This window comes from Bradyrhizobium sp. LB11.1 (genome assembly GCF_040549385.1).
Classification (GTDB): Bacteria; Pseudomonadota; Alphaproteobacteria; order Rhizobiales; family Xanthobacteraceae; genus Bradyrhizobium.
In genome coordinates, this window is sequence record NZ_JBEPTH010000003.1 from 50,466 (window position 1) to 62,177 (window position 11,712).

An 11,712-nucleotide genomic window follows, 5' to 3' on the forward strand; every position below is an offset into this window, starting at 1 on the left:
ACCTGCAGAAGAGAATTAGCGCCGATTGGCGAGCGGAACGACGTTGTGCAACGTTTCGATGCCGCTTTCAAGGAAGCGGCGCACGCCACGCGCGGCCTGCCTGATCCGTTGCTCGTTTTCCACCATGGCGATGCGGACATATCCCTCACCATGCTCGCCGAAGCCGACGCCGGGCGAAACCGCGACGCCGGATTTCTCCACCATCAGGGTTGCGAACTGCATGCTGCCGACACTGCGGAAGGCTTCCGGCAGCGGCACCCAGGCGAACATCGAGGCTTCCGGCGGCGGGATATCCCAGCCGGCGCGGCCAAACGATTCCACCAGCGCGTCGCGGCGCTTGCGATAGGTGTCGCGCATCTCCTTGATGCAGTCGTCAGGACCGTTCAGCGCCGCGGTCGCGGCGACCTGCACCGGCGTGAAGGCACCGTAGTCGAGATAGGATTTGACGCGGGCGAGAGCTGCGATCACGCGCTCATTGCCGACCGCAAAGCCCATGCGCCAGCCGGCCATGGAATAGGTCTTCGACATCGAGGTGAATTCGACGGTGACATCGATGGCGCCGGGCACCTGCAGCACCGACGGCGGCGGGTTGTTCTCGTCGAAATAGACCTCGGCATAAGCCAGATCGGACAGGATCAGGATCTCGTGCTTCTTCGCGAATGCGACGAGGTCCTTGTAGAAGTCGAGGCTCGCGACATAGGCGGTCGGGTTCGAAGGATAGCAGACCACGAGCGCGAGCGGCTTCGGGATCGAATGCACGATCGCCCGCTCCACCGCCTCGAAAAATTGCGGCGTCGGCTCCGACGGCACCGAGCGGATCACGCCGCCCGCCATCAAAAAGCCGAAGGCGTGAATCGGGTAGCTCGGGTTCGGGCAGAGGATGACGTCGCCCGGCGCGGTGATCGCCTGGGCCACGTTGGCGAAGCCTTCCTTCGAGCCGAGCGTCGCCACCACCTGGGTGTCGGGGTTGAGCTTCACGCCGAAGCGGCGCTCGTAATAGGCGGCCTGGGCCCGGCGCAGGCCGGGGATGCCGCGGGAGGCCGAGTAGCGATCGGTGCGCGGCTTGCCCAGCGTCTCCTTGAGCTTCTCCAGCACGTGCGGCGGGGCCGGCAGGTCCGGGTTACCCATACCGAGATCGATGATGTCGGCCCCGGCATTCCGCGCGGCCGCCTTGGCCCGGTTGACCTGTTCGAACACGTAAGGCGGAAGGCGGCGGATGCGGTAAAAATCGTCCATGGCTCTCTGGGCTCCGGGCAACCGGTCAGGACAGAATCGACAGGCGATGACTGCCCTTCGAGGAGATCCCGCACTGCGCACAAAAATCACTCAAAATCAAATACTTGGAGCGACCCTTGGCGACAAGGACTGAACTCCTTCGCCCTGACTCTCGGCTGAATTGAAGTCTTTTTAGCACGGAGTGGCGGGGGCGCCAGCGATTACCTTGCGCCCCACGATGGCCGTCCCGTGCCGAATTGGCGGTCTCTACTTGGCGTCCTTGGCGGCGACCGCCTGACGGTCGCGGGCGGCCGCAAGCTCGGCCTCGATCTTGGCGCGCTGGTCGGGCGGGATGATCGCCTGGTCACGGTCCGGCGGCAAATCGTGCACCGGCAGATAGGCACCGGGGTCCCTGGGATGAGCCGGTGTGTCGGCGGCCGACATGTCCGCAAGCTGGCTCGAACAGCCGCCCAGCGCAAACGCCGCCATTAGCAGCGCGCCGCATGCAAGCCGCGACTTTTGCAGGTCCCACAACGCAAACACCTGGGAATTCCCCTACTCGTCCCATGCGAGGCTGCGGGAGCTTAACCCAACAACCTGCCCAAGCTCAAACCATTGCTGCCCACAAATGGTACGAGCGAGAAATCATCCAAGGCCCACACTCGGAGACGTGCACTGCGATTGTGACAAAACCAAGAAGCCTTGTCGCACTGCAGCACATCATCGCGCGTGTTTAACGCGAAACCGGCGAGCTTCGCGGTGACGAATACGGAATGAATCGCTACTGTCGCCTTCATGAGTACCGCCACGACCGACACGCCCAAATCCGGCACAAAATCTGAAACGAAGTTCGATGCGGAAGCCTTCGCGATGAATGTCGCGCGGGCCATGGAAAGCGGCGGCAAGGCGCTCGCCGCGTATCTGAAGCCGCGCGAAAGCGGCGAGGTGCAGGATCGCCCGCCGGCCGAGCTCACCGAAGTCGTCAAGACCTTCACCTCGATCGCCGAATACTGGCTGTCAGATACGACCCGCTCGTCCGATCTCCAGACCAAGCTCGCCAAGAATTATCTCGACCTCTGGGGCTCGGCAGCGCGGCGGATGGCCGGCCAGGAGGCCCAACCCGCGATCGAACCCTCACCGCGCGACAAGCGCTTTGCCGATCCGGAATGGAAGTCGAACCAGTTCTTCGATTTCATGATGCAGCTCTATCTGCTCACGACCAAATTCGCGCAGGAGCTGGTGCGCGACGCCGAAGGGCTCGACCCACAGACCCGCCGCAAGGCCGAGTTCTATGTCCAGCAACTCACCAACGCGATCTCGCCGTCCAACTTCGTGCTGACCAATCCGGAAGTGCTGCGCGAAACCGTTGCAAGCAGCGGCGAGAACCTTGCACGCGGCCTGACGATGCTGGCGGAGGACATCGCCGCCGGCAAGGGCACGCTGAAGATCCGCCAGTCCAATCCGGACAACCTCGTCGTCGGCGTCAACATGGCGACGACACCGGGCAAGGTGATCTACCAGAACGAGATGATGCAGCTGATCCAGTACTCTCCGACCACGGAGAACGTGCTGCGCACGCCGTTGCTGATCATCCCGCCCTGGATCAACAAGTTCTACATCCTCGATCTCAAGCCGGAGAAATCCTACATCAAATGGTGCGTCGACCAGGGCATCACGGTGTTCGTGATCTCATGGGTCAATCCCGACAAGAGGCTCGGTGCGAAGAGCTGGGAAGACTATATGAAGGAAGGCCCGCTCACGGCGATGGACGTGATCGAGCGGGTCACCGGCGAGATGAAGGTGCACACCGCCGGCTATTGCGTCGGCGGCACCATGCTCGCGACGACGCTGGCCTGGCTCGCCGAGAAGCGGCGCCAGCGCGTGACCTCTGCGACGTTCTTTGCCGCGCAAGTGGACTTCACCCATGCCGGCGATCTCCTCGTGTTCGTCGATGAGGAGCAGATCGCGGCCCTCGAACAGGACATGAAGGCGTCCGGCGTGCTCGAAGGCTCCAAGATGGCGATGGCCTTCAACATGCTGCGCTCGAACGACCTGATCTGGTCCTACGTCGTGAGCAACTATCTCAAGGGCCAGCAGCCGAGTGCGTTCGACCTGTTGCACTGGAATTCCGACGCGACGCGGATGACCCAGGCGAACCATTCCTACTATTTGCGCAACTGCTATCTGGAGAACCGGCTGTCGACGGGCACGATGGTGCTCGACAACACGCTGCTCGATCTCTCCAAGGTCATGGTGCCGGTCTATAACCTCGCCACGCGCGAGGACCACATCGCGCCGGCGGAATCGGTGCTGTATGGCTCACAATTTTTCGGCGGACCCGTGAAATACGTGCTGTCCGGCTCCGGCCACATCGCCGGCGTCGTCAATCCGCCGGCCTCGAACAAGTATCAGTACTGGACCAACGACAACGTCAAGGACGTCAATGTCGCCCAGTGGATGAAGGATGCGGTGGAGCACAAGGGCTCGTGGTGGCCTGATTGGCGCGAATGGCTGGGCCGGCTCGATCCGGAGGAAGTCCCGGCACGCAGCGTCGGTACCGAGGCATTGCCCTCGATCGAGGACGCCCCCGGCAGCTATGTCAGGGTTCGCGCATAGCGCAATGGCGCGCGCTTTCGTATAAGCTCACGACATCGACTCTAGAGGGGATGGGTTATGACGCGTGAATTGTTCTGGCTGACGTGCACAGTGATCCTGACCGGGATCCTCTGGATTCCCTACACCATCAACCGCTGCCAGATTCGCGGCCTCGGCGGCGCGATGGCCAACCCATCGCGCGGCGACAAGCCTCAGGCCGAGTGGGCGAACCGCCTGATGTTCGCGCATGACAACGCAGTCGAGAACCTCGTGCTGTTCGCTCCGCTGGTGCTGATCCTGAACGCGATCGACTATTCCTCGAAATGGACGGTGCTCGCCTGCGTCGTCTATTTCTGGTCGCGCGTCGCGCATTTGATCGTCTATGCGCTCGGAGTCCCGGTGTTCCGCACCCTCGCCTTCACCGTCGGATTCCTCGCGCAGGCCGTGCTGGCGCTGGCGATCTTCCAGATCTTCTGACCGCGCCGCCCTTGGGATGCGCGGCGATGTCTGGCGAATCCAGCCGCGATTTCGTTCAGCTCCATGATCTCAGCGCGGACGCGATCCTGTCGATCATCGATCGCGCGCAGATTTTCGCGACGGCGTGGCGCGACCGCGCCATGCCGCAAAACCTCGCCGGCAAGCGCGTCGCGCTCATCGCCGACGATGGCGGATGGCGGAACACGACCGCCTTCGACCTCGGCATCCAGGCAATGGGCGGCATCTGCATCCATTCACCCGTGAAGTTCAATGCCGCCGAGGCAACGGCCGATCTGGCGCAATATCTCGACAATTGGTTCGACATCCTGGTCGTGCGCACGCGGGAACTGTCAGCTCTGCAAGAGCTCGCAGCCGGCGCCGACGCACCTGTCGTCAATGCCAGAACGCGATCGAACCACCCCTGCGAAACGCTCGGCGATCTCGCTTATGTCAGGAGCAGGAGAGCCACGCTCGACGGCCTGAAAGTCGTCGGCGTCGCGCCCGATGCCAACATCCTGCGTTCCTGGGTTGAAGCCTCCATCGCCCTGCCGATCAAGGTCACCCAAGTGTACCCCGCGGATTGGCATGTCCGGGACATTGCAAGCCCTGGGTTCTCGGCAAGCACCGGTCTCGGCGCGCTGTACGATGCGGATGTGATCATCACGGACTGCTGGCCTGAGGGCGCACGCGCGGATCAACTGCGCGACTATCAGCTATCGGCATCGCTGCTCGACAGATGCCGTCCCGATGTCATTTTCCTGCCCTGCCCGCCCGTGACCAGAGGCCAGGAGGTCAGCGCTGACGCGATGTCGCATCGCGCCTGCCAGAGCCCGGCGGCGAAGGCCTACCTGCTCCACGCACAAAACGCGCTGCTGGAATGGATCGCGGCCTGATCGGCGCGGGCGACTGTCACGCTTGCGCTGACGATCAGCCGGCCGGCTTGCGTACGACGAGATTCAACATGCTGGCCGGCGTCTGGTCGAAACTCTGGATCTCGCTGGTATCCGCTGACAGCGTGAGCCACGGACCCGCGCTGGCGTATATCGCCTCGAGCCACTGGCGCGGCGGATAGTTGTAGTAGCGCCCGAGATTGTCCCGGCCGTCGCCCTCGCCCATCTTGTAGCTGGCGTAGAACACGCCCGACGGCATGAGCGCGCGATGAATTCTGCCGAGAATCCCGGCGAGTTCCTCGCGCGGCACATGCAGGAGACAGGCGCTGGCCCAGACACCGTCATAGGTCTGTTGCGCATCGAGTTCGTCGAAGCGCATCGCCTCGACGGGGTGACCGAGCCGCTGCGACGCGATCCCGGCCATTTCGGGCGATCCGTCGGTGGCGCGCACCGAAAACCCTTCGGCCAGCATCACGGCTGCATGATTGCCGGCGCCGCAGCCGAGTTCGAGAATAGCGCCGCCGGGGGGCAGCAAAGCGAGAAAGCCCCGCAGCCGCGTCGATGGTGCCTTCGCCCATCCGGCATAAGCCTCGGCGTTATCCCGGTAGAATTGCAGCGTGGTCTCGTCCATGGCGTCGCTCGCTTCGCTCGACCAGCCTGCCTACTCCGCGGCTAACCCGACATCAACCGCAGGTGTTGCCGCAAGATGACACTTCAGAAGAAACGACCAGCTCGCCGGTTTACCCCTACAGGTTGTCACCCATCTGCACGTATATTGACGCATCGCAATTGATTGATTCGGATCAGCCATGAATTGGAAGATTATATCCGCGCTCGGCGCGATCTCACTCGCAGCCGTCGCGACCCAGGCCAACGCCGCTGACCTCGCCGCCCGCCCCTACACCAAGGCACCGCCGATGATCGCTGCGGTCTATGATTGGAGCGGCTTCTACATCGGCGCCAACGGCGGCTATGGCACGTCGCGGAATTGCTGGGACGGCACTGCCGGTTTCCCGGCCGGCATCGCCGAAGGCTGCCATGATGCGACCGGCGCCGTTGCCGGCGGCCAGATCGGCTATCGCTGGCAGAGCAGCGCCTTCGTGTTCGGCCTTGAGGCTCAGGGCGACTGGGCCGATCTCTCGGGCCGGAATGACAGCACGGTGTTCGGCGTCGCGAACCGCACCCACATCGACGCCTTCGGGCTGTTCACCGGCCAGGTCGGCTACGCCTGGAACAGTGCGCTACTCTATGTGAAGGGCGGCGCCGCGGTGACCAGCAACCAATACCGCGGGATCGGTACCGGCGGTCTGGCCGGGGCCGAGTTCGATGGTGCCAACGAGACCCGTTGGGGCGGCGCAATCGGCGTCGGCTTCGAATACGGCTTTGCCCAGAACTGGTCGGTCGGCCTCGAATACGACCACCTGTTCATGGGGCACCACGACGTCGCGCTCACGGCCAATGGCGCGCTGGCGCCGGTCGGCGCGACCTCGCGCACCGACCGCATCGGCCAGGACGTCGACCTGATCACCGCCCGCGTCAACTACCGCTTCGGCGGCCCGGTCGTCGCGAAGTACTGAGGCTTGGTGTCCCGGACGCGCGAAGCGCGAGCCCGGACCCAGAAAGACAAGCAAGCATGGGCCCCGGCTCTGCAGCGCATCACTGAAGAAGTGCTGCGCTGCGTCCGGGGCTTCAGCCTGCTCTACTCCTCCGGCAGGCCCAGCATCAGCCGCATGTTCTGCACGGCTGCGCCTGACGCACCCTTACCGAGATTGTCCAGCCGCGCGACCAGCACCGCCTGGTGGTACTTGTCGCTGGCGAAGACGTAGAGCTCGAGCATGTTGGTCTCGTTGAGCGCTTCCGGCTCGAGCTTGCCACCCTTGGTCGCTTCGTTCTGAAGCGGCATCGCCGACACGTATTTTGAACCCGCGTAGCGCTTGGCCAGCGCGGCCTGTAGATCCGCGCCCGTCGGCTTGCCCGGCAGCGTGTCGAGCTGGAGCGGCACTGACACCAGCATGCCCTGCCGGTAGTTGCCGACCGAAGGAATGAAGATCGGCCGCCGCGTCAGGTGCGAATAGAGCTGCAGCTCCGGCAGATGCTTGTGCTCGAAACCGAGGCCATAGAGCTCGAACGACGGCGCGCTGCCGTCTTCAAAGCTGGCGATCATCGACTTGCCGCCACCGGAATAGCCGCTCACCGCGTTGACGCTGATGGGATAGTCAGGCGGCAACAGACCGGCATCGACGAGCGGCCGCAGCAGCGCGATGCCGCCGGTCGGATAGCAGCCGGGATTGGAGACTTTCTTCGCGGCCCTGATCTTGCCGGCCTGGTCCGGTGCCAGCTCCGCAAAACCGTAAGCCCAGTCCGGCGCGACCCGGTAGGCGGTCGAGGCATCCAGCACCTTCGGCCCCGCAGCGCCCATGCTGTCGATCAGCGCGACCGTCTCCTTGGCAGCATCATCAGGCAGGCAGAGGATGACGAGATCGACCTCCTCCATCAGCGCCTTCTTGGCCGCAGGATCCTTGCGCTTGTCGTCGGCGATGGTCTTCACCACGACGTCGTTCTGGAGCTTGAGCCGCTCATTGATGCCGAGCCCGGTGGTGCCGGAGCCTCCGTCGACAAAGACGGTGGCGGGCTTCTTGGCGGCACTATGGGTCGGCGCTTTCGTGGTCTCAGCGAGGCTCATGGTACGCTCCTTTCGAGCTTGTCGGTTTCGTCCGCGAAAGCCTCCGGCCTCACGTCCTGCATCAGTTGCGCGATCTCCCGGGCGTCGGCAGCGGGTTGCGCGCCGAGCGCATTGGCAATCGCCGTATAGTCGGCGTCGGATTTGTGCTGATTGAGCTTGAAGCTGCCTTCGACCTCTTCAACCGTCATGACCAGACCCACGATCGCCTTCTTCAACGTCTCGAACCGGCCCGCCGTCATCTTCGACGAATTCCACGGCGTCTTCGGCAACAGCCAGCTCTCGAACTTGTCGCTGAGCGTTTCGATCTGCACCGCCAGCTCATCGTCCGACAACAGCCGCACCGGGCCGCTCAGATGCACCGACTGGTAGAGCCAGGTCGGCACCTGATCCGGCGAGACGTACCAGTCCGGCGAGACATAAGCATCGGGGCCGTTGACCGCGAGCAGCCAGGACGTCGCGCCGTCCGCAAGCTTTACCAGCGGATTGTGACGGGCGACATGAAAGGCGGCCTGCGGCGTGCCGTCAGCGGCGTAGATCAAATAGAATGGCAGCGGCGACGCGACCGGCTTTTGGCCGTCGAAGGCGCACATCGTGCCGAAGCCGCGGTCACCCGCGAATTTCAGGCTCGCGGCGCGATCCGGCTTGAAAGAGGGTGGTGTGTACATCGTGGTCTCCTGCTGGGCCTCCTCGGGGGGCCGCCGGATCAGATCGCGCTGACAGGAGAGAGAATGCCGCGGATCGGATCCAGCGGCAAAGACGATGATCTCAAACGCGATCGACCGCCCAAACCGCTAGGATGCGGCGGCGGCGACGGGCGAACAGGATGGTCGCGGCGTTGATCATGGCGCGCGGCTATAGAGCGAGATGCGGTTCTCGTCAAGGTTCGGCGGGTCAGATCACCCGCCAGATCCATTCCATGACCTTGGCGATCACGTCGCCGAACAGCAGGAGCGTGGCCGACCAGACCAGCGCCGAGACAAAATTGGCGGCCTGGAAGCTCCAGTAAGGCATCTCGAAGATACCGGCCGCGAGCGGTACCGAGGCGCGCAAGGGGCCGAAGAAGCGGCCGATGAAGATGCTGGGCACGCCCCAGCTCCGTACGAAGGCCTCGCCCTTGGGGAGGAGTTCCGGATAGCGCGAGAGCGGCCACATCTGGGCGACGCGCTCCTTGTAGCGATAGCCGAACCAGTAGGAGACCCAGTCGCCCAGCGCAGCGCCAATGCCGCCGGCGATCCAGACCGGATAGAAGCTGATGCCGCTGACGCCGATCAGCGCGCCGATCCCGACCAGGGCGCCCCAGGCCGGGATGAGAAGCGAGATGAAGGCGAGCGATTCCCCGAATGCGAGTAAGAACACAATGGGGGCCGCCCAGGCCTGATGAGCACGCACGAAATCGGCCAGTGCGTGCGCGTACTGCTCCATTCCAGATTGCCTTCCCGCCCCGCCTTGAGGTGCTGCTCGAAAAGCACTGGTAAGCCAGGGACTTGTGTGACATCAAGTCACAAAGCTTGGCTCCGGCCGGACGACAAGGTCAAATTGCCGGGAATTTGGCGAGCGGGCGGCGTAAAATCGCCGGGATTGGCTCGCAACTCCGGCTTCGCGGCCGCCCTACGGTGACCTTTCCAGGCCAGCCGTGGCATAGTCGGCTCAACCGATTCGCCGCTTACACGGCCCTCAAAACACATCAAGATATATGTCCAAGCAATTGAAATCCAAAGCAGACCTATTCCCATCGGACGAGCAGAAGCCTCGTTCCTCCGCCAAGGCAGCCCCGCGCGCAAGCAGTGCCGAAGCCGACTACACGGCAGCCGACATCGAGGTGCTTGAAGGCCTGGAACCGGTCCGGCGCCGGCCCGGCATGTATATCGGCGGCACCGACGAGAAGGCGCTGCATCATCTCTTCGCCGAGGTCATCGACAACTCGATGGACGAGGCACTTGCCGGGCATGCGACTTTCATCGGCGTCGAGCTGAGCGCGGACGGCTTCTTGACCGTCACCGACAACGGACGCGGCATCCCGATCGATCCGCATCCAAAATTCCCGAAGAAGTCGGCGCTCGAAGTCATCATGTGCACGCTGCATTCGGGTGGTAAGTTCGACAGCAAGGTCTACGAGACCTCGGGCGGTCTGCACGGCGTCGGCATCTCCGTGGTGAACGCCCTCTCCTCGCTGCTCGAGGTCGAAGTCGCGCGCAGCCAGAAACTCTACCGCATGACGTTCGAGCGCGGGCACCCGAAGGGCAAGCTCGAGGATCTCGGCAAGATCAACAACCGCCGCGGCACGCGCGTGCGGTTCAAGCCCGACACCGACATCTTCGGCGCCAAGGCCGCGTTCAAGCCGCAGCGCCTGTTCAAGATGACACGCTCGAAGGCCTATCTGTTCGGCGGCGTCGAAATCCGCTGGAACTGCGCCCCCGAACTGCTCAAGGGCGTCGAGGATGTTCCCCCGGAAGCAACCTTCCACTTCCCCGGCGGCCTGAAGGACTATCTGGCGGCCGCGATCCACGCCGACACGCTGGTGCATCCCGACATCTTCTCCGGCAAGTCGGGCCGCAACGGTGCGCATGGCGCCTGCGAATGGGCTGTGGCCTGGACCGCGGATGCCGATGGCTTCCTGTCCTCCTACACCAACACCGTGCCGACGCCCGACGGCGGCACGCACGAATCCGGCCTGCGCAGCGCGCTGTTGCGCGGCCTGAAGGATCACGCCGAGCGGGTCGGCCAGGGCAAGCGAGCCTCGTCGATCACGTCGGAAGACGTGATGGTGGGCGCGGCCGTGATGCTCTCGGTGTTTGTGCGCGAGCCCGAATTCCAGGGCCAGACCAAGGATCGTCTCGCCACTGCAGAGGCGCAGCGCATCGTCGAACAGGCGATGAAGGATCCGTTCGACCATTGGCTGTCGGGCAATCCGAACATGGCCAACAGGCTTCTCGACTTCGTGATCGACCGTGCCGAGGAGCGACTGCGCCGGCGACAAGAGAAAGAAACTGCGCGGAAAACCGCGGGCAAGAAGCTGCGCCTGCCCGGCAAGCTTGCCGACTGCACCGACGCCGGCACCGATGGCTCCGAACTCTTCATCGTCGAGGGTGACTCGGCAGGCGGCAGTGCCAAGCAGGCGCGTGACCGCAAGACCCAGGCCGTGCTGCCGCTGCGCGGCAAGATCCTCAACGTCGCCTCCGCCGGCAAGGACAAGCTGACGGCGAACGCCCAGCTCTCCGATCTCGTGCAGGCGATCGGCTGCGGCCAGCTCTTGCAGTATCGCGAAGAGGATCTGCGCTATCAGCGCATCATCATCATGACCGACGCCGACGTCGACGGCGCGCACATCGCTTCGTTGCTGATCACATTCTTCTACCGGCAGATGCCGAAGCTGATCGACGAAGGACATCTCTTCCTCGCGGTGCCGCCGCTGTACAAGCTGACCCACGGCCAGAAGTCGGTCTACGCGCGCGACGACAAGCACAAGGAAGAGCTGATCAAGAGCGCCTTCAACGCCAACGCCAAGGTCGAGGTGAATCGCTTCAAAGGCCTCGGCGAGATGATGCCGGCGCAGCTCAAGGAAACCACCATGGATCCGGCCAAGCGGACCATGCTGAAGGTGGTCCTGCTCCCCGACGACCGCGACACCACGGCAGATTCGGTCGAGCGCCTGATGGGCACCAAGGCCGAGGCACGCTTTGCATTCATCACCGACAAGGCCGAGTTCGCGAGCGACGAGTTGCTCGACGTTTAATGCGGCGATTCCCGCTGAAAAGCCCCGGCCCGAGGCCGGGGCTTTTTCGTTTTGGGGGACGTGCAGCGTTCTCCCGGTGATTGATCCGCGGCAATCCGGTCCCGAAGATGCGACTCGGC

The 11,712-nt window shown here is 63.7% G+C and carries 12 protein-coding genes; 5 read left to right on the forward strand and 7 right to left on the reverse strand.

All coding sequences use genetic code 11. From position 1 onward, the window contains the following. Positions 1-15: 15 nt before the first annotated feature. The 3 genes from ABIA96_RS07965 to ABIA96_RS07975 all read right to left on the reverse strand — a co-directional run bounded on the left by ABIA96_RS07965 (position 16) and on the right by ABIA96_RS07975 (position 2,012). Positions 16-1,236 carry an LL-diaminopimelate aminotransferase gene (locus tag ABIA96_RS07965; RefSeq protein WP_354136494.1) on the reverse strand — a complete coding sequence of 407 codons (1,221 nt, stop codon included), beginning with the start codon at positions 1,234-1,236 and terminating at the stop codon, positions 16-18. Between the two features lie 246 nt (positions 1,237-1,482). Next, complete coding sequence (locus tag ABIA96_RS07970) at positions 1,483-1,758, reverse strand: hypothetical protein (RefSeq protein ID WP_354136495.1); 276 nt, start codon at positions 1,756-1,758, stop codon at positions 1,483-1,485. Positions 1,759-1,799: 41 nt separating this feature from the next. Continuing rightward, positions 1,800-2,012 (reverse strand): hypothetical protein, encoded by a 213-nt coding sequence (locus ABIA96_RS07975; protein ID WP_354136496.1) that lies wholly within the window; start codon positions 2,010-2,012, stop codon positions 1,800-1,802. Here ABIA96_RS07975 and ABIA96_RS07980 point away from each other — a divergent pair. From ABIA96_RS07980 to ABIA96_RS07990, 3 genes are read left to right on the forward strand one after another with little or no spacing between them, the layout of a single operon-like run. Continuing rightward, positions 2,011-3,831 carry a PHA/PHB synthase family protein gene (locus tag ABIA96_RS07980; RefSeq protein WP_354136497.1) on the forward strand — a complete coding sequence of 607 codons (1,821 nt, stop codon included), beginning with the start codon at positions 2,011-2,013 and terminating at the stop codon, positions 3,829-3,831. The two genes, ABIA96_RS07975 and ABIA96_RS07980, sit on opposite strands and share 2 nt — an antisense overlap. A gap of 57 nt (positions 3,832-3,888) precedes the next feature. Then, complete coding sequence (locus tag ABIA96_RS07985; RefSeq protein ID WP_354136498.1) at positions 3,889-4,287, forward strand: MAPEG family protein; 399 nt, start codon at positions 3,889-3,891, stop codon at positions 4,285-4,287. Positions 4,288-4,313: 26 nt separating this feature from the next. Beyond that, complete coding sequence (locus tag ABIA96_RS07990; protein ID WP_354136499.1) at positions 4,314-5,180, forward strand: ornithine carbamoyltransferase; 867 nt, start codon at positions 4,314-4,316, stop codon at positions 5,178-5,180. A 34-nt stretch (positions 5,181-5,214) separates the two neighbouring features. Here the strand turns inward: ABIA96_RS07990 and ABIA96_RS07995 are convergent, their stop codons facing one another. Continuing rightward, positions 5,215-5,808, reverse strand: coding sequence for a class I SAM-dependent methyltransferase (locus ABIA96_RS07995; protein WP_354136500.1), 594 nt, complete (start codon positions 5,806-5,808; stop codon positions 5,215-5,217). A gap of 178 nt (positions 5,809-5,986) precedes the next feature. Between ABIA96_RS07995 and ABIA96_RS08000 the strand changes: the two genes are divergently transcribed. Beyond that, on the forward strand, positions 5,987-6,754 hold the full coding sequence (locus ABIA96_RS08000) for an outer membrane protein (RefSeq protein WP_354136501.1): 768 nt from the start codon (positions 5,987-5,989) through the stop codon (positions 6,752-6,754). Positions 6,755-6,876: 122 nt separating this feature from the next. On the opposite strand, the gene argC is transcribed toward ABIA96_RS08000, so the two are convergent. From argC to ABIA96_RS08015, 3 genes are all read right to left on the reverse strand, one after another. Beyond that, positions 6,877-7,860, reverse strand: coding sequence for an N-acetyl-gamma-glutamyl-phosphate reductase (gene argC, locus ABIA96_RS08005; protein WP_354136502.1), 984 nt, complete (start codon positions 7,858-7,860; stop codon positions 6,877-6,879). Continuing rightward, positions 7,857-8,525: an FMN-binding negative transcriptional regulator gene (locus tag ABIA96_RS08010; protein WP_354136503.1), complete on the reverse strand. Its 669-nt coding sequence runs from the start codon at positions 8,523-8,525 to the stop codon at positions 7,857-7,859. Before ABIA96_RS08010 ends, argC begins: the two co-directional genes overlap by 4 nt. A 226-nt stretch (positions 8,526-8,751) precedes the next feature. Next, positions 8,752-9,282: a DedA family protein gene (locus ABIA96_RS08015; RefSeq protein ID WP_354136504.1), complete on the reverse strand. Its 531-nt coding sequence runs from the start codon at positions 9,280-9,282 to the stop codon at positions 8,752-8,754. 271 nt (positions 9,283-9,553) lie between these two features. Here ABIA96_RS08015 and parE point away from each other — a divergent pair, with 271 nt between their 5' ends. Further along, the gene (gene parE / locus ABIA96_RS08020) at positions 9,554-11,593 is read left to right on the forward strand and encodes a DNA topoisomerase IV subunit B (protein WP_354136505.1); all 2,040 of its coding nucleotides are present in this window, start codon (positions 9,554-9,556) and stop codon (positions 11,591-11,593) included. Positions 11,594-11,712: the final 119 nt, after the last annotated feature.

Bases quoted from the DNA above. Each gene is read 5' to 3' on its own strand.
- ABIA96_RS07975 (WP_354136496.1), bottom strand. From the start codon at position 2,012: ATGAAGGCGACAGTAGCGATTCATTCCGTATTCGTCACCGCGAAGCTC.
- ABIA96_RS08010 (WP_354136503.1), bottom strand. From the start codon at position 8,525: ATGTACACACCACCCTCTTTCAAGCCGGATCGCGCCGCGAGCCTGAAA.
- argC (WP_354136502.1), bottom strand. From the start codon at position 7,860: ATGAGCCTCGCTGAGACCACGAAAGCGCCGACCCATAGTGCCGCCAAG.
- ABIA96_RS07985 (WP_354136498.1), top strand. From the start codon at position 3,889: ATGACGCGTGAATTGTTCTGGCTGACGTGCACAGTGATCCTGACCGGG.
- ABIA96_RS07980 (WP_354136497.1), top strand. From the start codon at position 2,011: ATGAGTACCGCCACGACCGACACGCCCAAATCCGGCACAAAATCTGAA.
- ABIA96_RS07990 (WP_354136499.1), top strand. From the start codon at position 4,314: ATGTCTGGCGAATCCAGCCGCGATTTCGTTCAGCTCCATGATCTCAGC.
- parE (WP_354136505.1), top strand. From the start codon at position 9,554: ATGTCCAAGCAATTGAAATCCAAAGCAGACCTATTCCCATCGGACGAG.
- ABIA96_RS07995 (WP_354136500.1), bottom strand. From the start codon at position 5,808: ATGGACGAGACCACGCTGCAATTCTACCGGGATAACGCCGAGGCTTAT.
- ABIA96_RS08000 (WP_354136501.1), top strand. From the start codon at position 5,987: ATGAATTGGAAGATTATATCCGCGCTCGGCGCGATCTCACTCGCAGCC.
- ABIA96_RS08015 (WP_354136504.1), bottom strand. From the start codon at position 9,282: ATGGAGCAGTACGCGCACGCACTGGCCGATTTCGTGCGTGCTCATCAG.
- ABIA96_RS07965 (WP_354136494.1), bottom strand. From the start codon at position 1,236: ATGGACGATTTTTACCGCATCCGCCGCCTTCCGCCTTACGTGTTCGAA.